Consider the following 21,984-nt stretch of genomic DNA (forward strand, 5'->3'; position numbering starts at 1 on the left):
AGATGCCGCCCTCTAGCGTATACCCCCAGGGGGTATATTTTCAGCATACCCCCCCCGGGGTATATTTTCAAGGGTGGAGGGCGCGGCCCTCACGCGGGGCAGGGTGTGGTCACCGAGCAACCTCCTCACTGTCGGAAGGGGACAGCGGGAGGTGGAGGGCAAACACCGCTCCGCGACCGGGTCCGGGGGAGGTGGCTGTGAGAGTGCCGCCGTGGGCCTCGATCAATGCCTTGGAGATGGTCAGACCGATACCGGCCCCGGCGGCGTCCCGGCTGCGGGCGGCATCCCCCCGGTAGAAGCGTTCGAAGATGTGTCCGAGCTGGTCAGATGGGATGCCCTCGCCGTCATCGGCGACGTGGATGAGCGCGGTGGACGCCCCCTGTCGGTGGACGCTGATCCGGACCTGTCCGCCGGCCGGGGTGTGCCGTAGCGCGTTCGACAGGAGATTGCTCATCACCTGGCCGAAGCGTTGCCGGTCCACGAGCACCCGGGCGGTGTCTGTAATGGTCTCGACCTGTAAATCGACGCCTTTGTCAGCATAAGCTTCCCCCGCGACAGCAGCGGCGGTATGGAGCAGATCCCCGAGCCCTTCCTCCGCCAGGTCCAAATCGATCCGGCGTTCCTGGGCCCGGGAGACATCGTCGATGTCTTCCATCAACCGGGTCAGGCGGGTGAGTTGGTCAGCCATGATCGTGTGGGTGGCATTATTCCAGTCCACGACCCCGTCCTGGAGACCATCGAGGTAGACCGTGAGCACCGATAAGGGGGTGCCCATTTCGTGGGCCAGATCAGAGAGCATCTGGCGGCGGACCTGTTCGGTGTGTTCCAGCCGGTCGGCCATGGTGTTGAAGGCATGCGCCAGGGTGGTGACCTCGGGGCCTGCTTTTCCGGCGGGCACGCGGATACGGGAGTTGCCGGCCGTCAGATTGGTAGCGGCGCGGGTGAGATCCTGCAGGGGGGTGCGCAGACGACGCGATAACCACAGGCTGGCCAGCAGGGCGCAGATCAAGGCGGTGGGCAGGGCGACGGCCAGAGTGATCAGGTTGGCTCCCCGGTAGGCCTGCTCGGCATGGAACAGCTCCAGCGAGGGGTCCTCCCGGCCGGTCATCAACATATGATCATGGAACAGGGTCGGGCCCACCATCGTGGCCACGGCCGCGGCCACTAGCAGGCTAATCACCACGACCAACACCTGGGCGGCCAGGAAGCGGAAGGTCAGGCCGGGTCCGTGATTCATGGCTGCCCCACCCGGTAGCCCACGCCACGCACGGTGTCGATAAACCCCCGGCCCTGGGTGTCGGTGCCGAGCTTGCGACGCAAGTTGCCGATGTGGACATCGACGATGCGTTCATCACCGACCCAGGTGGTGTCCCAGACCTCGGTGACCAGGTCGTGGCGGGTCAGCACCTGGCCGGGGCGCAGGGCCAGGGCAACCAGCAGCTCGAACTCCGTGCGGGTGAGCTCCACGGTCGTCTCCCCCACCCGCACCTGATGGGCGACGGGGTCAAGGATGAGGTCACCAACGATCAAGGGGGTGGTCACCTGCGGTGGGGTGGTGCTGGTGCGCGGGCGGCGCAGCACCGCATGCACTCGGGTCACCAGTTCCCGGATGCTAAAAGGTTTGGTGATGTAGTCATCCGCCCCCAGGGTCAAACCGCTGATCTTATCGTCCTCGCTGCCACGCGCGGTGAGCATGAGGATGTAGCAGTCCGAGAAGGTGCGGATCCGTCGGCACACCTCCAGGCCGTCGAGTTCGGGCAGCCCCAGATCCAGCACCACAACATCGGGGGAAAAGCGACGGGCGTCGTCCACGGCCTGGGTACCGGTGTGCGCCTGGCGGGTATCGAAGCCGGCCCGGATGAGGTAGGAGGCCACCATCTGAGCCAGGGGTTGTTCATCATCGACGACCAGCACCCGCCCCGGGGGCGTGGCGGTGGTCGGTGTGCGGTCAGCCATAGACCCCAGTATCGCTCCGGTGAGGGGGGAATACCACCCTCGCTCAGTGCCCGGCGGGGAAATCTTCATCAAATCTTCAAACATCACCCTTCGACCGCCGTCACCACTGTGCCCCACCCCGGGCCAGCGGCATCGCCTCCCCTGGTCGGTTCAGCAGGCGCCACCAGGGATTTCACTGCCTGCACCGCATACCCGGGGCGGGTAGAAGGACATCGCCCACGGCTGTGGGGTGGTGTTCCGGTGGTGACCCAGCCCACCGAGTCCACCCCCTTTTTCGCCCTGTTATAAGGCTGCGAGCAGGGTTTTTGATTTCTAGTCCGTCAGGCACCCGTGCTAGACAAAGGTATGGCATCGACCTTGAGGCGGTGTCTTCTCACGGTCTTACCACGATCCAAGGAGATTGACGTGAAACGAGCAGTGATCGCAGCCGCCGCCCTTGCCCTCGCCCTCACGGGGTGTTCGGCTGCCGACCCGGAACCCACCGCCGACGGGACGGTGTCCCAGGATGCATTCCTGACTACCCATGGCCTGGCCGACATGGACGCGGTGGAGATCATTGATCACCTCGACCGGCAGAAGGTCACTGAGCGTCCCACGGATCTGAAAGCCTCAGTGCGTGCCGATGAACTGCTGCTCTCGAGCGATGACCAGGAAGTCGTGGTCGATCTTCCCGACAATCAGACGTATGTCTCGATCGCACCCTATCTCACCTCCACCCACGACTGCTTCTACCACAGCCTCACGACCTGCCTGGGGGAACTCGGCAATGAGGATATCCAGGTCACGATCACCGATGAGGCGACCGGTGAGGTGCTGGTGGACGAGGCGACAACCACCTTCGACAACGGGTTTATTGGCTTCTGGCTTCCCGATGATGCCACCGGCCTGATTGAGGTCAGCTACCAGGGGCGTACCGGCACCGCGGAGTTTTCCACCGCCGACGACGGTGCCACCTGTGTCACAGACCTGCACCTGACGTGATGGCTCAGCAGGGTCCTCACCTGCGCCTGTCTCCCGTGTCACTGAAATCTAACACCAAGGAAGGTTAAATCATGATGAACGGATTTTCCCGACGACAGTTTCTGCTCGGTGGGCTCGTCCTCGCCGGCACCGGGGCCGTGGCCGCCTGCACCAGCGACCCTGGACCCGCTGCCTCGGCACCAGGTTCCTCTCTTCGCCCCACTCCCACCCGCACTGCGCTCGGTGAGCCGACGGTGCGCCGGACACTGACCGCCCGGCCCCTCTCTCTGGATATCGGCGGTATCGAAGCCAAGACGTGGGGATACGTCTCTGACACCGGGGATGCGGCCATTGAGGCCACCGCCGGCGATGTCCTCCAGGTCGATATCACCAATGAACTGCCTGAGAGCACCTCCATCCACTGGCATGGCATCGCACTCCACAACGCAGCCGACGGTGTGCCCGGCATGACCCAGGACCCCATTGAACCTGGCGAGTCTTTCTCCTATGTTTTTGAAGTCCCCCACGGTGGCACCTACTTCTACCATTCCCACTCCGGCCTGCAGCTTGATCGCGGCCTCCACGCCCCACTGATCGTCCGTGACCCACAAGACGCTGAGGACCAGGACGTCGAGTGGACCATCGTGCTCGACGACTGGGTCGATGGCATTCAGGGCACTCCCGACGATGAGCTCGACAAGCTCACCGGAATGGGTTCGGGCGACCATAACGGGAAGAAGGGGATGGGAGGTCACGGCCAGATGATGCACGGCACCCCGGACCGGGTACTGGGCGGGGATGCCGGCGATGTGATGTATCCGCACTACCTCATCAACGGACGTATCCCCCGTGCTCACCGGACCTTCGAGGCTCGCCCGGGCGAGAAGGCCCGCCTGCGGTTTATCAACTCCGGCAGTGACACCATCTTCAAGGTGGCCCTCGGTGGTCACCGCATGACCGTCACCCACACCGACGGCTTCCCCGTCCAGCCCCGGGAGACCGAATCGATCTACCTGTCGATGGGCGAGCGTGTCGACGTCGAGGTCATCCTCGGCGACGGCATCTTCCCGCTCACGGCTTTGGCGGTGGGTAAAGACGACCGCGCCTTCGCCGTCATCCGCACCGCCGGTGGCCAAGCCCCCCACCCCGATGTCGACTTCCCCGAGTTGTCGTCCACCGGACTGCTTCTGTCCTCCCTGAAGCCAGCAGACCGTGCACTCCTGCCCGAGGACACACCAGACCGAGAAGTCAGCATCGACCTGGGCGGGCAGATGATGCCATATGAATGGAGCATTCTCACCGACGGCCAATCCTCCTCCGCGACCGTGCAGGAGGGCCAGCGCCTGCGGATGGTCATGCGCAACAGGACCATGATGCCCCATCCCATGCACATCCACGGCCACACGTGGGCGCTGCCCGGCAGCGGCGGGCTACGCAAGGACACCGTCCTTCTCCGCCACGGTGAAACCATGATCGCCGACCTGATCGCTGACAACCCCGGTGAGTGGGCATTTCACTGCCATAACGCCTATCACATGGAAACCGGGATGCTCAGCTCGCTTCGCTACGAGTAACCCCCACAGCAGGGTTGAATGCCGAGGTGGGCGGGGGTGTCCCCCGAGTAGTGAACACGGCGTTGGTGTCAGGGGTGAGCAATGTGTGCCAGGAGTCAACGGGATTGAAGTTCGCGTCAGCGCGCACGGCAGCAAGTCCAATGATGCGGTCATAGCGCTTGTTAAAGCCGGTGGTTTCGGTATCAATGACCGCAAAGACCGGCTCGCACGGCATGCGTGGGGTGTAGCGGTTGAGGAGGTTTTCTAAAAAGCCTATGCCTCAAGCCAAGAGGCCCATACCGACATGCCCGCCTAAACGCTATCGAACACTGCAACCAACGTGGATTTCTGTGGATAACCACACTAGCCCTGTGCGGGTTGTCCACAAGGTTAGTGTGGTTGGCCTTTCGTAGCGGGCGTGGGTGTGGTTGCCTTAGTGCTATGAGCACTTCGCAGGACTATCCGAACTCCACCCCAACCCCCGCTACTACGACCACTGGGGAGGGTCAGCGGCGGGGCCGAGTTTGCGGGATATTTCCCAGCAGGAATTAAATACTGCTACCCAGTACATGATTGATGAGCATGGATATGCTGCGTACTAAGCAGAAGAACTGCGACTAGGAAAAATAAAAAGAACCGGAGTGGAAACTTCTGTGGTTTCCATCTCCGGATTTCGATGGTGTGATGTTCACGATGGCAGCTCAGCATGGCTTTTCAAAGAGCATATCCCGTACTGCGGATATGGATTCTTCCCTAGTGCTTCCAACGACGAGAAGCACTAGGGGAGTTTCCTTTTATTGAGCGCCGTTTTCCTTCGGCCGGCCAGGGGTTTCGTGGAAAGATTGAAGATGTTTCTTGAAAGCCTCGTGACGGACGAGGGGCTTTTATGAAACTTCCTGACCAGATGTATTAGGTCCGCGGCAACACCCCGGTTACACGCAGTTTCGCCTCGGGTTACACAACAGAAGTAAATTTTTGACGTGAGCAGGAGCGCTCCTGAGAACGGGAAGTCAGGAAATTCCGCTTCCGACTCTTCCTGCCTCTCGGCAAGCTCCACGCTCCACGGTGAACGTTCGACAAGTTCGTCAAAGGTGAGCACCTCCGGTGACTTATGGTTCGAGCGGAAACTTTCAACGCTACGGAACTTCGAGCCAATTCGGTTGCCTTCGGCGCGGCACAAATCGCACATGGGCCGATCATCAGAAACGAACGTGGTTCAGCTGTTTTCGCAACTTTGCCGGAATCTGCGCCATCTCTGCTACTTTCACTGTCTCTTCAGCAGCGCACACAGCTGTACCGCTACCCGGAACTTGACTAGTTCAGCGGGCGCTGTATAGTTCAGCGCATGCTGACTATTGCTTCGCGTCTCGACGTGATGAACCGCCTGGGTCGTGCACTGGCCGACCCCACTCGATCCCGGATCATCTTGACCCTGCTCGACCATCCCGCCTACCCGGCGGAACTATCCCGAGATCTGGACCTGACACGCCCGAACGTGTCCAACCACCTGACATGCTTGCGCGATTGTGGGATTGTCGTCTCCGAGCCAGAGGGGCGTCGGACACGATACGAGATCGCCGATCCGCACCTGGCACAGGCACTGACAGCACTGGTCGATGCCACCCTGGCAGTAGACGAAGACGCTCCGTGCATCGATCCCGTCTGCACGCTTCCCGGGTGCTACGCAGCTGGGGAGGACGTATGATCCTCACCTCGGTCTTGCAGGCGATAGGCCTGTTCGCAGCTACCAACATCGACGACATCATCGTGCTCTCCCTCTTCTTCGCGCGAGGGGCAGGCCAGCGCGGCACCACCGCCCGCATTCTGGCCGGCTAGTACCTCGGATTCGCGGGCATCCTCGTCGCCGCGATCCTTGTGACCACTGGCGCCGGAGCATTTCTGCCCCCGGCAGCCATTCCATACTTTGGTCTCATCCCTCTGGGCCTCGGCCTCTGGGCCGCATGGGAGGCCTGGCGCGGAGACGGTGACGACGATGACGAGGCCAAGGTTGCCGGCAAGAAGGTCGGCGTGGGGGCGGTCGCAGGCTTCACCTTTGCCAACGGTGGCGACAATATCGGCGTCTACACCCCTGTATTCCTCAGCGTGGAGCCTCTCGCAGTAGTCGCCTACTGCGTTATCTTCCTCGCGCTCGTTGCGGTCCTGGTGGCCCTGGCAAGGTTCGTCGCAACCCGCCCCCCGATCGCGGAAGTGCTCGAACGCTTTGAGCACATCCTCTTTCCCATCGTTCTCATCGGCCTCGGTATCGTGATCCTCGTCAGCGGCGGAGCCTTCGGGCTCTGACGTAGCGGCAGCGTTCCAAACGGCCCCGACCGGGCGTTATCGGTGGCTCCTATAACGCCTGGAAGGTCTTTTTGAAGCGCTGTCGGGGCGTGTGAATCTAATCACACAGAGTTTACAGAATCCCAGCAATTAAACTTTCGGCTACCCAATTTCACCCGCGGACGCAATGAAACTAGCACCGACGCTTTCCCCAACGCGCCACCGCTTGCGGCGTAGCCCGACCAAGGCCACCGGCTGGTTCTCAAACGAGGACGAAGCCCGTGGCCTAGAGCTCGTGGTCGAGAGCCGAAATTCGGCCTAAAACCGCGTTTAGCCAAAGAAAAATGACCCCTAGAATCCGCCCCTTCCAGCCGTTCTTTGAGGCTGGTGGCTAAGTCTAGAAGTTCGTCGGGATTATCTGCGGGCTGTTGTTGAGACAGATTTCGTTGTGCTGCGCGCACGAACTTGGCGAGCATGCCGGCGTCGCGGTCCAGTGGGGAAGTGGCAGGCAACTCCGCTTGTATTACCTGTAGGTGCTTGGCGGCACTGTTGGCTGCGTCTAGTGCGTACTCGTAGTCTCCAGTATCCCCGTGCGCCCCAATAAACAACGCACACAGGTGCGCGTCTTGGGCTTCATGAACAATGTCAGCCGTTCCCCGCTCCTTTTTTAAGCCCCTTTTGGCTTGGCTCATTAAGGCAGTCTGAGGCCCGCCATGCAGCTACCAAGCTAGAAATCTGAAAGAAAATGACCCAGCCCGTCGATAGCCCTCCCCAACCAGAAAGGCCTCCACTAGTGTAAATAGACTGGAGTACCGTAACCCATATAAGACCCCTAGACCCGTTCGTTTTTAGGGCTAAGAAGAAACCGGCAATTCCCACCTGCGCTATCAGAAAACAAGCCCCAGTGCCCCATACGTTACCACCCCAGCCGTCACTGGAATCAGCTATTTGAAACGCAGAGTAGAACCCTCCTTGCATCACCACTAGGGATAGATTTCCCCAAGTCTGTGGATTCCATTTATCCCAAACGTGTCCTTTGTCAGAGTCGCTTGATTCAGTCTGTCCCCTTTTTGTCTGTTTATCCTGAAGTTCTGTTGGAACCGTAGAGGGGTGCGGATTTCGTTTGTCGAGAGTGGTGGTGACGGCACACAGCGCGATGAGGACAAGGGGCCACCAGCTACTTGTTTGTGAAGACTGTTCTTCCCCACCTGAGACTGTCTTCTTTTCTTCTCCCTGTAGGGGGCTATTTTTATTTTGGCTCACGGTGTCCAAGGTTACGTCAAACGATTGTTGTCTCTAATCAGTATGTATGGGTGGAACCTTATGCACATACGGCACGTTATACAAACATGAAGTTTTGGTTATTAATGTTAATTTTGGTCGGTTTAGTGCTCACCTATATCTTGTACAGGCGCTGGAAAGAAAACGAGCGTCGCAAACAAGAAGAGGCGGAGCGGAAGAAAGAAGTTGAGGAGTATAAAAAGTATTGCGCGCGCTTTGGGGACCCATTCACGGCCAACTAACTACATTCCAGACCGTTCCCCCACGCTGCAATCATAAAGTACACCCTATTAATAAAACGGAAGACTCCGTATTAAACGCAACTTACTGCGCTTTATTGGGTCAAGATCCGGATTCTCATTCCGAAATTATTGCCCCCACATTGAGTGCTTAATAAGCAACCTCTTAAAAGTGGAACACCATTACTGGACATTAGGGTACAGCGCGACAAACTGGAAACCGCTAGTAAGAAACGTGCAAAAGCTGCGAGGAGTGTCCGGCTGACTATCGCGGGTGTTTATTCAAGCAGAAGCGGAGATAGGTGGGTGGCTGACTATTCAGAGCGAGATGAAAGAGTTTGGAGTCTTGAGGCAGACTATTAATCGCGCGTTAAAGGCAGCGGGGATCTCCCCTAGGGGACGCAGGCGAAAGCCGAATTAAACGTATCAGGACGTTATTCGAGGAGCTTGCTGTAGTGCGGGCGAGCTTTCATCACATGGATTAATAGTTCGTCCCCATCGGAGGCAACAACAACGACGGTTTCCAGCAGTCGAGCATGGGTATCAAAACCGAGGCGGAGTTCCCTCCACTGGCCAGGGTTATCGTCAAGAGGCTCTATCCACAGCGGATAGGAAGCTGCATGGATTCCATCGGCTTCTGCGATACCGTGCTTAGTGGCAGATTTGGCTGCTTTCATGCCGCCGTGAGCGTGCTGATTGCTTGGCGAACAAGCTCAGATCGGGTGAGATTCTTTTTCGTAGCTAGGCGATCTAGAGCGCTAAGTTCATCGACAGTGAGGCGTACAGCAACGACCTGAGCAGGCTCCGCCCCGCGACCGGGGCGTCCGCGTCCGCGCTTTTTCAACACTTCTGGATCGTAGCCTTCTTCTGCTTCGGAAACCCACGTGTCGAGTTGATCTTGAGTGATGTTCACAGGCATGAAAATATCGTATAACGAAAATTGTTTACTGTCGATACATTCCGTATTAACACTCGGCGGAAGTCAAACTCCCACAGGAGTGACGTAAGGGGCGATCCCGGAGTAGGGGGTCACGCCATAAGCAATATACGGTTCTTCTTCCGTTAGGCAGTTAGGTAACCTCTCACTTGAAGAAGACTGGTCAGTGAGGGTTTCTTATAGGCTTTGGGAGTTTTGGCGGTATTTGTTTATCGATGTGCTGTTTCATTTCCGAACCTAAACTTCTATTAATGGGGAATACTGCCAGCTACACGGATGTGTGTGGCCTGACAGTTTCGTTGAATTCGTCGTAGACTGAGCAGGCCTCATACGTCTCATCAATACCTAATTAAGTAGGAGCAAAATGAGTTCTTATAAAGACATCACGACTTTCTCCACTCCCATGCTCGTCAAGTCTCTGGATACGTTGGAGATTTCTGCGGGAGAGGACAACGGCAAGTGGGGCTCCCAATTTCCGCAAGGTGTTGCCATCTTCGTTCCCGACGGTGAGTATTTTACTGTTCGCATTGAGTCTTTTGGAACGATCCCGTCGGACAAGAAGCTGGTGGCAATGAACGCTATTAATGCGACGAATGACAACCTGGCTTTCGGCAAAGTGGTTCCTAATCTCATCGAGGGACGCCGGACGATTGTCTTCCGCAATCACTTCAACTTCACCCAAGGTGTGTCCCAATTCCAGCTGGATACGCTCATCGACGCCAGCTTGCATGTCGGGTTCAACGCGCTGGGAAAGATTGAAGAACTTTTTGAAGGAACGGAGTAAGACCATGGGACTGTTTGGAAAGAAGAAGCCAGCGTTGCGTGAAGCATCCGTCGAATCTATTGGGGAGGCGCTTTCTACCCAGGGGCTTGACTGCTCGCAGTTGTCGACTGGTGGGTTGCTGACTCAGGTCAATGGGGTTCCTATCTACATCGTTGATCAGGACACGAACATTGGTATTGGTGGGATGATCCAGGCGCGTCAGTCCGAAGCCGAGGATCTTAATTGGATTAGCGACTTTAATAATCGTGCGCTGTGGCCGGTTGTCTTCCGTGCGGACCAGCAGACTGCGAGTGTTATCCACGCTGAGCATCGAATCATTAAGTACCTTGAGTACTCCGAAGCACAGTTGCGTGACGAAGCTCTGCTTGGAGCCCAGCTTGTTGCGGAAACCTTGCTGCGCTATAGCGAAGAGCATCCGCAGTAGATCGCTAACTAATAAAACTTTCGACATGAGCAAACAAGTGCGATGAGTTTTTGAAGACCGGATGCGGCGATTAATCCGTTGCGTATAGTTCTAGGTTTGGGGCTGCTGCGGAAGTCGCGGGGCGTGACTTCCTTGCCCGTGTGATTGTCACGTCCTGGTGCTCGTTTGCGCGTGAGCGCTTTTTTGTTACGCATACTGATACGCGAATGCGCCGGCGAATTGCCTGATACAAACGCCCTGCTATCTGCTCACAAGTGTTCACGCCCCTGACTACGACCTATGGTCGCTGGCGTGCCCAGATTCATGGTACAAGGGTTTAGTAATAAGCAATATACGGTTCCTCTGCCGCCAGGCAGTTAGATAGAACCTCACGTGAAGGAAACCTTTCCTGAATTACCGAGCTTTGACACCAGCAGGGGACCTCCGGTAGCCCGTATCGTTACAGGAAATGTTGAAGTACTGGGGATTTTCCTTTATTGAACGCCTTCCAGCCGCTCTTTGAGGCTGGTGGCTAAGCCTAGAAGTTCATCTAGGCTATCTGCGGGTCGCCGTTGGCGACAGATTTCGTTGCGCCGCGCGCACGGACTTAGCGAGTATGCCGGCATCGCGGGCCAGTGGGGAAGTAGCTGGCAACTCCGCTTGTATTACTTGTAGGTGTCCGGCGGCACTGTTGGCGGCGTCTAGCGCGTACTCGTAGTCTCCATCTTCGCCGTGGGCTTTGATAAACAAGGTGCACAGGCACTCCTGGGTTTCATGAACAATGTCAGCCACCGCTTCACCCACCTAAGTGCATCGTTGACGTGCAATGTGTACACTGCCCAGACTGAATGTGCAGTGTAAATGTTTAGTTTAGAGTTATATATACCCCTCATATAGGTTATTTTGACCACCTTTCGCGAGACGCGAAAATCGAGTCTGTACATGTGTCTATCTGGCGTTTTAGCGAATTATTTAGTTTTAGAGAAAGTTTCTAAACACATATCTATGGACTGTGTATAACCGTAGCGATACCCTAACTCCGGCTGCCAATTATCTGGTGTTCAGCTGTTCTTAAATGCGGTGGCGGGAAAGGGCTACGGATGAAATTCGCTAAGAAGTTGACTGCAACTATTGCGGTATGTGCAAGTGTTACTTTTGCTGGTGCTGGTGTTTCAAGTGCCAAGGTTTTTCACGGTCATTGGATTGGTGGTCGTATTGAAGAGGCGTATCACCGGCTTGGTGGGTGGAAGACTTTTGGTGACGCTACAACTGATGAAGGTGTAGCTAAAAATAATGGTCGGTTCCAGGTGTTCGCTAAGGATGCCTCCATTTACTGGCATGCTGGTGTTGATAATGGAATTGCTCACCAGGTAGGTGGGCGTATTCGCAATAAGTGGGGAGATCTTGGCTGGGAAGGCGCGGCCTTGGGATATCCCATTACCGATGAGTTGAAGACCCCTGATGGTAAGGGGCGGTTTAACCATTTCCAGGGCGGGTCTATCTACTGGTCGCCAGAGACTGATGCTCATCAAGTGTGGGGAGGAATTCGCGATAAATGGGCTCAGCAAGGCTGGGAGACCGGTGAGCTAGGGTACCCAACCACTGATGAGTTGCTTACCCCGGAAAAGACTGGGCGCTACAACCATTTTCAAGGCGGATCTATCTACTGGTCACAAGCTAGCGGGGTCCATAGTATTTCTGGCCCCATTCGGGATTTTTGGGGAAGTCAGGGCTGGGAGCGTAGCTCGTTGAAGTTTCCCACATCGGAAAAATACGCTGCAGGCGGAGGCATAAAGCAGGATTTCCAGGGCGGATCTATTCAGTATTTTAAGCCTACTGGCAAGGCCCTAGAGGCTTATGACAATCAGAATATCTCAAGCTACCGTCAGATTTATCCACTGTTTAACACCACCGACTTCAAGCGGTGGCATGCAGCCGGGGTCTATCGCGAAGTTATCCAAAACATGGATAAATACTTTCCCCTCTCCGGGTGTCCTGACGAAATTACTGAAGGCTCCGTATGCACTTTTACAGGTGTGGGCGGAGCTAAAAGCAAAGTAACCGTAGAGCGTATCTCTGATGAGGGATTTTCACTGGTTACTGCTAGTGATCATCCTGAAGGCGGCGGCAGAACACTAAACATCCGATTCGATGAAGTAACTTCCCCCAATGCAGATGATGACAATGTTGTCTTCGACAACGACAGCGTAGAAAATTCCTACATCGGCTCTGACAAAACATGGGTTCGTCTCGTAGTCGAATCCTTTGGTCCGACACAGACCTCAAAGGTTCAAGGTCCTTTTAGCTCCGATCACATTGGTTCACAGGTATGGAGCAAGTTTGCCGGAACTGTGCGTTCAACAATTAATTCCTCTTCGACGACGTATATCCCGTTGTCGAAGTAACCACGGTGTTCAACTACGTACCTAAAAGCAAGGAGCCTATTGTGAATTCTTTTATCCAACGCTTATCTATCGGAGTACTTACCTGCATAGTTTCTGCTGGTCTTGCTACCTCTCCCGCAGTAGCAGAAACGCCCGTGAACATCACAGCAGGCGACGGTGGCCTCGTTCAAAAAGACTGTGCTACTGGGGCGGAGTACGTGCGTATTGATTCTTCAGAGCTGGAAAATTCTAAAGCGTGCTTTTTCCTTACAAAGCCCACAGGCTGGGTGGCCGTGAACATTACGGGATCGTATGGAGTTGTCAATCGCTTAAAAGTACCGGTTTCAGTGGCCTTTAAATTGCCTGATGGTGATGTGTACTGGCAGCGAGTAGTGGAACCAGGAAAAATCCAAAGCATCGACGTTGGCAATAATCGTTCTACCGTTGTTGAAATGCAGGTCACCCCGGTAGCGACCTCAACCGGTGCTGGCACTGGCGACCTTAGCGTGGATACCGCCAACCCACACGTGATCAGTATGCGTTCTGCTGGCCGATATGCCGGCGGAAAAATACTGCGATTGTCTTGGGCCGGAGTAGAACTATCAAGCATAGATAGAAACTCAGGCTTTAATGATCGCCTCGACGCGTCTTTTAAAGTAGTCCCAGCCCGCGATGGTTCTCAGTGCCTGTCCTTGGAAGCAGCTGCATATCCAGGCGTCTTCTTGACCATGCACTCTAACGGATCAGTAGCTGTTCAAAGCAACCCGAACGCCAAAGGTGCAACGTGGTGTCCTGCAAGTGTGGCAGAAACCCCCACAGGAACTCGCCTTGCTTCGGCACTAAATCAAAATCGTGTTCTCACAGCAAGTGGGACGCAAAAGGTTGCGACCACGACTTCTCGCACGAGTGAATCGGTGTGGTTTATCGACCAGGGCCTTGCCCTACCCGGGAAGTAAACACATAAACATGTAATAAAAGGGCCGCCACTGTGTATGCCTTTTCAGGCTGCTTTCGCCGTAACGCGTAGCGCCCAATTAACCCATACCTTATAGATAAGAAAGTCCGCACATGCGCTACAAGCATCATCACCCTGCGAAGACAGTGACACATTGCGCTCGAAAAATCATGTCCGTTATCACCGCTGCTGCAGTAGGGATTAGCCTTTCGTCAGCGCATGCGCTTGCCCAAGCAGATCAACGCGACCTGGGCGCTGAGATTGCTGATGAACAGCAAGCGAGAAACTATGCCATTGAAATGGTGAGCACCAACTTCCCTGCCTCGCAGGCAGCTGCTGAAGAAGTACTTCGGGGCGGGCAAGAAGAATTATCTGCTTATGCGAAATCAGGCATGGATGAGGCCCGCACTCAAGACCTTCGCCAAATAGTGGTGACAATCTCTTCACTATCTGAAGAAAACGTTCAAAACGCAGCCAAACAGGCACTCGATGCAGGTGATATCGACAGTCTCAGCAACTTTATCGATACTGGGTGGCAAACAGCCCAAACCGAAGACGATCGTGCCACCGCGTGGAAAGCTACCCAAGCACCAGAAGGAAGTGTCCTTAAAGCAGCAGCCGAAAAGGCACTATCTACAGACACTGAAGAAGCCCTAAGCGAGTTTGCAGCTACAGGTGCAGATAAAGCTCGCTGGGATGATAAACGACGCGAAGTCTACGAACTTTCCCGATCCCCACTCCCATCAGTCGCTGCAGGCGCTTCTGAAGCACTGATGACAGATACAGATACAGCAATTGAGTCGTATCTTCGCTATGGGCAGTTTGTTGATGCAGCACAAGACTCAGAGAAGATGAGTATTACCGAACTGGTCGATACCGCTATCGAAGAGTCCGATAAAGCCCAGCGTGCTGCAAGCTTCGCTGCAACAAACGCTGACCAAGCCAGACGGGCAACAGAGGCATCTCGACAGGCTACTCAAAAAGCAAAAGATGAGGCACTAGCCGCCGATGCAGCACAAGTAAGGGCAGGCAATGCCGCAGCGTCGGCAGGAAAGCTTGCTAATCAGTCTGCCCAAGTAGCCGATAACGCAGTGGCTGCAGCAGCAGAAGCACGACAAGCCTTAGCCCAAACTGCCGATGCTCTAGCTCGTGCAGCCTCTGCTGCTTCTCGGGCACGTATTGCAGCCCAAGAAGCAGCATCCCGTGCTTCCGCGGCAGGCTATGACGCCTCCATGGCATCTCAAGCGCGCCAAGCAGCCGAACGAGCTCGTGATGCTGCACGGGCTGCTGACAAAGCCGCGCAATCTTTTGTCCACGCAGACGCCGCTGCCGGTTTTGCCCGCACCGCCAGCGGCGCCGCAGCCAGCGCTGCAAACAATGCTGATGCGGCAGCAGCCGCTGCATCCGAAGCAGCTGCCGCCGCAGGAGCCGGTGACCAAGCCGCTGCAGAAGCACGAGCAGGTGCGGCACGAGCACGCGCAGCAGCCTCTCGAGCACGCGCAGCCTCTAACGAAGTCGACGGAATCGTCAATCAGATTACCGAGCTAGTACAAAAAGCCCGTACAGCTGCTCGACAAGCCGCCGATCACGCAAATAAAAGCGCCCAAGCCGCAGAAGACGCAGCACGAGAAGCCGGCAATGCCTCTGCCGCCGCACAACGAGCCGGTGCTAATGCTCAATCAGCCCAAGAAGCAGCCTTAAAATCTATCGAGGCCATCAACCTTGCCAATGACATCGCCAAACTTTCTCAAGAAGCTGCCACCCAGCGCCAAGAACAAGAAGCCCAATACCTTAAAGACCAAGCAATTCAAGCAAATGAAGATGAAGCCCGTGACGATAAATATAAAAGCGATCAACTAGATAGGCGTAAGAAATTTGAAGCAACGCTAAGGAAGTTGGGGGCGTATTCTGAGCTTGAAGAGTCGGCAGATGGCTCTGGGGCGAGCCTTTCTGAGCCAAGCGATATAAGTGAGCTTCGCGATGCAACGATTGCTGCAGCGATAGTCGGCGGTCCTTCCGTATCCGAAGCAGCGAAATTAGCTCTATCAAGCGGGAAAGATCAAGATCTTCGGCAGTTTGCTACAAACGGGTATTCTGCCGCGTTAATAGATGATGAGCGAAACCAACTCAGAACGTGGTGGGCAACCGACCCGAACGAGGAGGTTCGCAATGGAGCCGAGGAATGGGTAAATGCAGACGGTGTAGTCGTTCATTGGTTTGCAACCGACGAAGTGAAACGTCTTCGCACCCCTATTTTGCTTGAAAAGGCCTGGAGCCTCAAAGAAAACGCCGGAAAGGCAGTCCAGCAAGCTGCAGACGCAGCTATTTCCGAGGGAACATATGATGCTCTTGATGATTTTGTCAACGGGACCGGCTATTCCAAAGCCCTCCATGAAGATCAACTCCTACAAGCCTACGAGTTGGAAAGAACAGGCGGACCGGAACTAAAAGCTGCTGCAGAAGCTGCAATTCTAGGAGACCGAGAAGGGCTCAATGAGTTCATCACCATCGAAGCAGCTCGAAAAAGCGCAAATGATGCCGAAAAGAACACCCATGACCAACAGGTCAACGCGCTGTTAGAGAAAGGCTTCTTTGCAGCTCACCGAGCAGCAGAGGAAGCCGCTAAGGCACAGGAGTCCTACTTTTCCGCCTATGGTGATGCTCGGAAAGCCGCATCATTTGCACAGGAAGCTACGAAATGGTCTGGCCGTGCCCAGCAATCAGCGCAACGAGCACATATGTCTTTGGCATCGGCTCAAGAATCACTGAATTTTGCAAAAGAACAGCAACAACGTGCACATACAGCTGCAAACCAAGCTGAACAAGCCGCAAACCAAGCGTCTGCGAATTCTGATCAAGCACAAAGCTTTGCTTTAGATGCCCACTTATCGGCTAATCAAGCACGATCCTCTGCAGAGCAAGCAAGAGGATCGGCTGCAGCGGCTGGTAAAGATGCTGCAGCCGCTGCGCAGGCTGCAGATTCTGCATACCAAGCAGCAACTGAAAAATGGCAAAACGAACAAGTAGAGCTTCAGGCCGCTTACGAAGCTGGAAAAATTCAAGACGGCGTAGACACAAGTTCACCCGGAATTCTCGAAAGCATAAAGGAGGCGATTGGAAAAGAAGCATTAAATCTTCTTCTTGATTTCATTGGGGTTACTGATGTTATTAACTGCTTCCATGGTGAGATTTCTGGTTGCCTATGGACAGCGGTAAGCCTGCTTCCAGTTTCGAAACTTCTAAAAGCAGGCAAAGCAATACCTGTCCTGCGTAGACTCTTAAGCAAAACTGGCGAAATCCGCCATTTGCTCAGCGCACGACGCGCCGAACGTTCAACCAAGCTTAAAGAACTTCACAACATCCCATCCTGCGGACTCGTTTCCCTCAGCTCATCTACCTCCCCCAAAAATCGAGTCCAATTTGCGGTAAATAGTACGAGCTTTCTTGAGCGCCTGCGTTTTGAAGAAATTGTAAGCACAAAATGCACTGTTGGTTCAATATCGGGAAGGATCTATCGAGGAGGCAACTATCATCAACTGATGACACGTGCTTGGACCAACCCACTTCAAGCATTCAGAGTCCAGCGGCACCACATCATTTCCTCTTCCGTGATCAAAAAAGAGAAGAGGTCACTTCCGAAAGGAATGAAGCCTAACAATGCTCCCGCAATTCAAATGGATCCAGCAGATCATAGGAATACGTTGTCCTGGGGAAACAGCGCTGCAGCAAAGAAATACCAAGAGGAGCAGGCCCAATTAGTTCGAGAAGGGAGAATTGATGAAGCATTTCAGCGTGAATATGAAGACATAAAAAGTACTTTTAATGGAAAATATGATCAGGCGCTAGACGAAATGATTGACGACGCCCTAGCTCGTGGTTTCCTAAGTAAAGACTTTCGGACCGGAAACACTCGAATTGCGGATAATCTGGCAATGGATTCAAACACCACTACACTTGCGGTATAGATTCCAGAACCTAGAGTCTATGGCCCGCATGGAATTCTTCCAATCGCCACAGATCGATAAAAGTATCACCTATTAAGGAATGTGTAGAAAATGAAGTTCAATTTTGAGGTCCCTGAACCGTTGCAGCTGTCTGCGCCTGTTTCATACTACGAAGATCTTCTGTCTGATTACCGATACCGAGACATCTCATTTCTCAAAATGGACACTACGGGTCAGGTTCTTGGCAAATGTGTAATTGGGGGAATCAATTACACCATTAAGAGCTACGAGACTGCCGGATTGATTACCTCAATAGAAATCTTGGACGCGCGGGAGACAGATAGCTTCCTTGATATCCCACTGTCATTGTCAAGTCGAAAGTTTGTAAAAGCCCTAAAAGATGTGGGGATCGAATTTGAACATAACCGTGACGGCATAACCATTCCCCACGAGAATGGGACCATTGCTTTGTCATACCAATTCGGCAAAGTTGTGGCTATTTGCTGGGAATAACCAGCCAATTTCAATCACACGAGTGCGCAGTCTGACTTACGCGACAGCCTAACCGAAGGCCTTGACGTACTAAACAACCGACGAAGAAGGAAGTGCAACGAGACAATGAAAATTGAAGCTACCTGTCCCTTGCCCGTAAAACCTGGAATGACGGTGAACCAGGCCACTAAAGCATGCTATGACTCGGAATTAGGTGCGGATACGTATGAGGAACAGTTTGAAGGCTGGGTTGATATCGAAACACTCGAGCCTGGTGATCCTGGCCGCAAGATTGTGTGCTGCGTGGAAGACGGTAAATGCGTCACCGTTGAAATGAAGTACATGGAGGCGTCAATCGCGGACACTTTCTATGGCGTTGACCTTAATCGTCGCCCCGCCGAGACCGCGCAGGAGAGCACTGAACGAGTCGCACAAGAGCTACAACGCCAAGGAATCCGCACCGAGATAAATGATTTCCTCATCTTATTGCCTGACCACTTAGTCGCAATCGAAGTCGACGAAGGCGTTGCGTGGTTTGATCCTGGATATTGGAGTCTCGAGGACTTTCTTGAAACATCGTTCCTTGCCTAGTGAAAAGTAATCCTTAGATGTTAGCGAACGAAGCGGCAGCACCATGCTTTAACGGAAAACATTTAGGGCATACCCAAGCGCCACAATCTGCACCGTTCGCCATGGATTGCCCCAGCCTTTTGCTGTAGTTTCTACTGCTTCTACAGAAAGCAAACACGCTTTGAGCTCGTTCGAGTTACTGGAGCTTGAACCCTACGATGTCGACTTTGTCATCGGCAGCTAATCCGGGATAGTGAGTATCTAGCGCTTCCTGAAGCTCGGCGAGAGAGCCAAAACCGTCATTTCGAGCTTGCTTTTCCGACAACTCGCATCGCTGGGTAGAGGCAACGGCTGTGACCTGTGCCGGGATGGTCTAGAAAGAATGCTAGATAGCAAGCTAGCTAGCTAGCTAGCGCGGTAGTAATAAAAAGTAGCAACCTAGCTCGCCTATGTGTACACATGAAATCATGTCTACACGTAAACGTCCGCCCTCACCCGCTGCCCAAGCTGCCCGCGCCCGCCTGGAGGCTTTCGCCCCGAAGGCTGCTGCAGCCCTGGGCGACCACTACACCGTCGAAGAGGTACAAACGGCCACCCTCCACGCCCTGGAGCTGCCGCCGCCACGCCCCCCGCGCTTGTATCGATAAACGTACGCGTGCCTGCTGACCTCAAGGCTCGAGCGACTGATGCGGCCCGCTCGCGCGGCGTCACCCTGCAAGCCCTTGTGGCTGAAGCACTAGAAGCTTTTATCGAACAAGGGCGCTAATCGCCGCTCGAATTTTCGACGCTGCTCAAGCCCTGCAACCCCCGGTCTTCCTGAGGGAGGGAGCGCCGTGCCTGTACAGCACAGAATTCTACTTACGGGAGGCGAGAATACATACACTTTAATTGCAGAATCAGGGGCTGCTGGTATGTTTAATTTTCCCACCGAAATCTCTTCGAATTTTGTGTGTTTTCACTAACCCTGTTGACGATCACACATTTGGCTAATGCAGTCAGTAAAGATACGTACTCACTGTCAAGAGAGGGATAGCCGTGCATAGTATTCTCTGGGATAACTTTTGCGAGAATCAGAACCTAACTGAGTTTGAAGAAGTATCCGATCTGTCTTCTTCCGGTGTTCTAGCAAGTCTCATAAAGCACAATTCCGCTAGAGAAGTGTCTTACGACTGCATCCATTATCCCGGAGGAACCACAGATAAACATGGGGCGTTCACCGACTATACGACCTTCCATGTGGATGCTTTTCCTGCTCAATCTGAGATGATCACCTTTTGTAACGGGGAGAAAATTAATTATTTTGGCCCAGAGGTGCGCAACAATCAGATTATTCACCGGGCAGCACCACCGTCGAGCACCGGATGGCCCAGTATTCTTCTGGACTACAAAGGGTATCCCGAATTCTGGGGAGATACACTCGAAAAGCCACCGCGACTTCATTATCCTCGGTCCATCACGTTAGCGAGAAAGCCTTTTGACTTTGAACATTATATTCGAGTCGTAAGCTATTCCGATACAGAAATGAGTGAGCATCAAATGTGGAAGGAGGCGGTCATCGATACAGAATTTTCCATGGCAGTTCTTTTAGCCCGTCATTGGGGATCAAACATTGACAGTGTGTGGATCTCACTTCACGTTGAAGAGCTTAGTGACTGGCGCGCACCCGAGAGCAAAACAATTGACTATTTCTGGGATTTTTAATGCTGGGATCGGAACTTTCTTATTCCTAGCTCTACAAGGCTGTATAGACTACACCTCGCTTAAAGTGGAACAAGATTGCATTGGAGACGTCGAAACCTCATTTATCGGGGTAACTGAAGGAAAAATTGTTACCTCAACGGGAACTTATTATGCGAGGGCCTATAGTAATCCGGCTCGCGTTAAATGTAAGATTCCTGGCAACCTTTAAAAGATAGGACTCGGTTAATGCATATATCTAATATTTACCTCGCCTACGTCAAACGCTTCTTTCTATCCGATCCTGATGCAGCAATCCAGGTTTTTGCAGGTGCCAGTTTTGATGAGCAAGAGATTCTCGAGTGGATTGACGAAGGGAAAAAAGTAGACCATGACATCTGGTACGAGGAAATTCCGATAGAGAATCCTCCCCATTCTCTCAGTTCGCCGAGTGAGGTATTAGTTTATTTTGATGGGTGTTCTTTTGACGAAGGGTGGGAACGTGATTTCCAGTGGACGGATCCAGTAGGTCGTAGAGCCCTTATCCCCGAAAAGTTTAATGGAGTTGTACGCCCCCGCCCTGAGACAGAAGGAGTGCTACGGGAAGACGGATATGTAGGTGATGATTACTATCTGTGGAGAGTTCCTTGCCCATGGAAAAGCCGCTACCTTTTAGCTCCGTTCCAGGAAAAGAGTAATGAATACATTGACTACGGACGTCCGTTTACGGTTTGAGCGTAATTAAATCGTAAAATCACGATGCAAGAAAAGTGACCTTAGCTAGAGCAGTTAGTTAAGGTCACTTTTGTTTGTGCTAATGATTTTCATCGATTGGACGAAATGAACCAAACGATGACAGCGACGTAGCTCCTCAATGGTTTAACTTGGAACACAATATCGACTAAAAGGCGAAGGGGCTAGTCTGTCTGACTAGTCGTGAGTGGCTAGGGGTAGATAAATATCTGCCCCTTCGCTTTTCATTTTTTCTAGTTCCGCAAAATGCTTCGGATCGTAGTCTCTCTCGCCACCAATCCATTCAATCTTATCGTCGGAACCGTAATCTAAATACGGGGCAACAGCATTTCCTGCCAACTGATCTCCCCACCCCGTAACAGCGGTTCTCCCCTCTGATGAGTAGCTTTCACCCGATTCAAGAGTGTGTCGTGGAATCAGCGCAAATTCCATGCCAACATATGCAAGTCCTTGCGCGGATTTAACTGAAAATACGCAATATGCGTACTTGGACGTTTTCCAGGTAGCTCGTACTTCGACATCATCGGGAGACACACAATTTTCCGAGGGAAAATACCTCTTTAGTAAATGGCGTATCTCCTGGTAAAAAATTTCTGAACTCCACGCCTCCGCCATAATTCACACTCCGTATTTCACTAGGCTGCATAACTTTAGTTAAATTGCATGAGTCTCCACTATGGCTAAAAGGTACACCCTATTGTTACGCCGGTCTGTCACAGAATGTTGCCTGTAAAATAGGGTCACTTCGGCCATTGTTTTACATGTTCCTAGTGAGATCTGGGCCTTATGTTTGCAGATGGGGGTGAGTGTAGTGTC

20 protein-coding genes and 1 pseudogene are annotated in these 21,984 nt (G+C 53.7%); 14 read left to right on the forward strand and 7 right to left on the reverse strand.

All coding sequences use genetic code 11. The features are described 5' to 3' along the window. Positions 1-109 precede the first annotated feature (109 nt). Positions 110-1,237: a sensor histidine kinase gene (locus I6I12_RS00800; RefSeq protein ID WP_200288442.1), complete on the reverse strand. Its 1,128-nt coding sequence runs from the start codon at positions 1,235-1,237 to the stop codon at positions 110-112. Beyond that, entirely contained in the window at positions 1,234-1,956 is a 723-nt protein-coding gene (locus I6I12_RS00805) for a response regulator transcription factor (RefSeq protein WP_200288443.1), read from the reverse strand. The genes I6I12_RS00800 and I6I12_RS00805 overlap by 4 nt, the downstream gene beginning before the upstream one ends. 405 nt (positions 1,957-2,361) lie before the next feature. Between I6I12_RS00805 and I6I12_RS00810 the strand changes: the two genes are divergently transcribed. Further along, positions 2,362-2,937 carry a CueP family metal-binding protein gene (locus tag I6I12_RS00810; protein ID WP_200288444.1) on the forward strand — a complete coding sequence of 192 codons (576 nt, stop codon included), beginning with the start codon at positions 2,362-2,364 and terminating at the stop codon, positions 2,935-2,937. Positions 2,938-3,008: 71 nt separating this feature from the next. Then, positions 3,009-4,490: a multicopper oxidase family protein gene (locus I6I12_RS00815; protein WP_200288445.1), complete on the forward strand. Its 1,482-nt coding sequence runs from the start codon at positions 3,009-3,011 to the stop codon at positions 4,488-4,490. On the opposite strand, the gene I6I12_RS00820 is transcribed toward I6I12_RS00815, so the two are convergent. Beyond that, positions 4,468-4,704 (reverse strand): exonuclease domain-containing protein, encoded by a 237-nt coding sequence (locus I6I12_RS00820; protein WP_234288142.1) that lies wholly within the window; start codon positions 4,702-4,704, stop codon positions 4,468-4,470. The two genes, I6I12_RS00815 and I6I12_RS00820, sit on opposite strands and share 23 nt — an antisense overlap. A 1,110-nt stretch (positions 4,705-5,814) precedes the next feature. Here I6I12_RS00820 and cmtR point away from each other — a divergent pair. Both cmtR and I6I12_RS00830 read left to right on the forward strand, forming a co-directional pair. Further along, on the forward strand, positions 5,815-6,174 hold the full coding sequence (cmtR, locus tag I6I12_RS00825) for a Cd(II)/Pb(II)-sensing metalloregulatory transcriptional regulator CmtR (protein WP_200288446.1): 360 nt from the start codon (positions 5,815-5,817) through the stop codon (positions 6,172-6,174). Next, positions 6,171-6,770 (forward strand): annotated as a pseudogene (locus tag I6I12_RS00830) (cadmium resistance transporter). The gene cmtR and the pseudogene I6I12_RS00830 overlap by 4 nt, the downstream one beginning before the upstream one ends. 1,933 nt (positions 6,771-8,703) lie before the next feature. Here I6I12_RS00830 and I6I12_RS00835 read toward each other — a convergent pair. Further along, a complete protein-coding gene (locus I6I12_RS00835) occupies positions 8,704-8,946 on the reverse strand; it encodes a hypothetical protein (protein ID WP_046202909.1) in 243 nt (80 codons plus the stop codon). Then, complete coding sequence (locus I6I12_RS00840) at positions 8,943-9,188, reverse strand: ribbon-helix-helix domain-containing protein (RefSeq protein WP_046202910.1); 246 nt, start codon at positions 9,186-9,188, stop codon at positions 8,943-8,945. Before I6I12_RS00840 ends, I6I12_RS00835 begins: the two co-directional genes overlap by 4 nt. 382 nt (positions 9,189-9,570) lie before the next feature. On the opposite strand from I6I12_RS00840, the gene I6I12_RS00845 reads away from it, so the two are divergent. After that, positions 9,571-9,990 carry a hypothetical protein gene (locus tag I6I12_RS00845; RefSeq protein ID WP_049377187.1) on the forward strand — a complete coding sequence of 140 codons (420 nt, stop codon included), beginning with the start codon at positions 9,571-9,573 and terminating at the stop codon, positions 9,988-9,990. A 4-nt stretch (positions 9,991-9,994) separates the two neighbouring features. Continuing rightward, the gene (locus tag I6I12_RS00850) at positions 9,995-10,414 is read left to right on the forward strand and encodes a hypothetical protein (RefSeq protein WP_200288447.1); all 420 of its coding nucleotides are present in this window, start codon (positions 9,995-9,997) and stop codon (positions 10,412-10,414) included. Between the two features lie 534 nt (positions 10,415-10,948). On the opposite strand, the gene I6I12_RS00855 is transcribed toward I6I12_RS00850, so the two are convergent. Next, positions 10,949-11,185, reverse strand: coding sequence for a hypothetical protein (locus I6I12_RS00855; RefSeq protein ID WP_234288143.1), 237 nt, complete (start codon positions 11,183-11,185; stop codon positions 10,949-10,951). Positions 11,186-11,493: 308 nt separating this feature from the next. Here I6I12_RS00855 and I6I12_RS00860 point away from each other — a divergent pair, with 308 nt between their 5' ends. From I6I12_RS00860 to I6I12_RS11945, 8 genes are all read left to right on the forward strand, one after another. Next, positions 11,494-12,798, forward strand: coding sequence for an LGFP repeat-containing protein (locus tag I6I12_RS00860; RefSeq protein ID WP_200288448.1), 1,305 nt, complete (start codon positions 11,494-11,496; stop codon positions 12,796-12,798). A 41-nt stretch (positions 12,799-12,839) separates the two neighbouring features. Next, positions 12,840-13,733: an AbfB domain-containing protein gene (locus tag I6I12_RS00865; RefSeq protein WP_200288449.1), complete on the forward strand. Its 894-nt coding sequence runs from the start codon at positions 12,840-12,842 to the stop codon at positions 13,731-13,733. Positions 13,734-13,845: 112 nt separating this feature from the next. Next, a complete protein-coding gene (locus tag I6I12_RS00870) occupies positions 13,846-17,697 on the forward strand; it encodes a coiled-coil domain-containing protein (RefSeq protein WP_200288450.1) in 3,852 nt (1,283 codons plus the stop codon). Positions 17,698-17,787: 90 nt separating this feature from the next. Next, positions 17,788-18,189, forward strand: coding sequence for a hypothetical protein (locus I6I12_RS00875; protein ID WP_200288451.1), 402 nt, complete (start codon positions 17,788-17,790; stop codon positions 18,187-18,189). A 105-nt stretch (positions 18,190-18,294) separates the two neighbouring features. Further along, complete coding sequence (locus tag I6I12_RS00880; RefSeq protein WP_200288452.1) at positions 18,295-18,759, forward strand: hypothetical protein; 465 nt, start codon at positions 18,295-18,297, stop codon at positions 18,757-18,759. A 446-nt stretch (positions 18,760-19,205) separates the two neighbouring features. Beyond that, positions 19,206-19,385, forward strand: coding sequence for a hypothetical protein (locus I6I12_RS00890; protein ID WP_200288453.1), 180 nt, complete (start codon positions 19,206-19,208; stop codon positions 19,383-19,385). A gap of 388 nt (positions 19,386-19,773) precedes the next feature. Further along, positions 19,774-20,439 (forward strand): hypothetical protein, encoded by a 666-nt coding sequence (locus tag I6I12_RS00895; RefSeq protein ID WP_200288454.1) that lies wholly within the window; start codon positions 19,774-19,776, stop codon positions 20,437-20,439. A gap of 225 nt (positions 20,440-20,664) precedes the next feature. After that, on the forward strand, positions 20,665-21,150 hold the full coding sequence (locus I6I12_RS11945; RefSeq protein ID WP_234288145.1) for a hypothetical protein: 486 nt from the start codon (positions 20,665-20,667) through the stop codon (positions 21,148-21,150). A 195-nt stretch (positions 21,151-21,345) separates the two neighbouring features. Here I6I12_RS11945 and I6I12_RS11950 read toward each other — a convergent pair whose 3' ends face one another. Beyond that, the gene (locus I6I12_RS11950) at positions 21,346-21,600 is read right to left on the reverse strand and encodes a hypothetical protein (protein WP_234288146.1); all 255 of its coding nucleotides are present in this window, start codon (positions 21,598-21,600) and stop codon (positions 21,346-21,348) included. Between the last annotated feature and the right edge of the window lie 384 nt (positions 21,601-21,984).

The organism is Corynebacterium kefirresidentii (assembly GCF_016599755.1).
In the GTDB taxonomy this organism is placed as follows: Bacteria; Actinomycetota; Actinomycetes; order Mycobacteriales; family Mycobacteriaceae; genus Corynebacterium; species Corynebacterium kefirresidentii.

Excerpts from the sequence above, each read along its gene's own strand:
- I6I12_RS00800 (WP_200288442.1), bottom strand. The coding sequence starts at position 1,237 with ATGAATCACGGACCCGGCCTGACCTTCCGCTTCCTGGCCGCCCAGGTG.
- I6I12_RS00805 (WP_200288443.1), bottom strand. The coding sequence starts at position 1,956 with ATGGCTGACCGCACACCGACCACCGCCACGCCCCCGGGGCGGGTGCTG.
- I6I12_RS00815 (WP_200288445.1), top strand. The coding sequence starts at position 3,009 with ATGATGAACGGATTTTCCCGACGACAGTTTCTGCTCGGTGGGCTCGTC.
- I6I12_RS00820 (WP_234288142.1), bottom strand. The coding sequence starts at position 4,704 with ATGCCGTGCGAGCCGGTCTTTGCGGTCATTGATACCGAAACCACCGGC.
- cmtR (WP_200288446.1), top strand. The coding sequence starts at position 5,815 with ATGCTGACTATTGCTTCGCGTCTCGACGTGATGAACCGCCTGGGTCGT.
- I6I12_RS00835 (WP_046202909.1), bottom strand. The coding sequence starts at position 8,946 with ATGAAAGCAGCCAAATCTGCCACTAAGCACGGTATCGCAGAAGCCGAT.
- I6I12_RS00840 (WP_046202910.1), bottom strand. The coding sequence starts at position 9,188 with ATGCCTGTGAACATCACTCAAGATCAACTCGACACGTGGGTTTCCGAA.
- I6I12_RS00845 (WP_049377187.1), top strand. The coding sequence starts at position 9,571 with ATGAGTTCTTATAAAGACATCACGACTTTCTCCACTCCCATGCTCGTC.
- I6I12_RS00850 (WP_200288447.1), top strand. The coding sequence starts at position 9,995 with ATGGGACTGTTTGGAAAGAAGAAGCCAGCGTTGCGTGAAGCATCCGTC.
- I6I12_RS00860 (WP_200288448.1), top strand. The coding sequence starts at position 11,494 with ATGAAATTCGCTAAGAAGTTGACTGCAACTATTGCGGTATGTGCAAGT.
- I6I12_RS00870 (WP_200288450.1), top strand. The coding sequence starts at position 13,846 with ATGCGCTACAAGCATCATCACCCTGCGAAGACAGTGACACATTGCGCT.
- I6I12_RS00875 (WP_200288451.1), top strand. The coding sequence starts at position 17,788 with ATGAAGTTCAATTTTGAGGTCCCTGAACCGTTGCAGCTGTCTGCGCCT.
- I6I12_RS00880 (WP_200288452.1), top strand. The coding sequence starts at position 18,295 with ATGAAAATTGAAGCTACCTGTCCCTTGCCCGTAAAACCTGGAATGACG.
- I6I12_RS00890 (WP_200288453.1), top strand. The coding sequence starts at position 19,206 with ATGTCTACACGTAAACGTCCGCCCTCACCCGCTGCCCAAGCTGCCCGC.
- I6I12_RS11945 (WP_234288145.1), top strand. The coding sequence starts at position 20,665 with ATGCATATATCTAATATTTACCTCGCCTACGTCAAACGCTTCTTTCTA.
- I6I12_RS11950 (WP_234288146.1), bottom strand. The coding sequence starts at position 21,600 with ATGGAATTTGCGCTGATTCCACGACACACTCTTGAATCGGGTGAAAGC.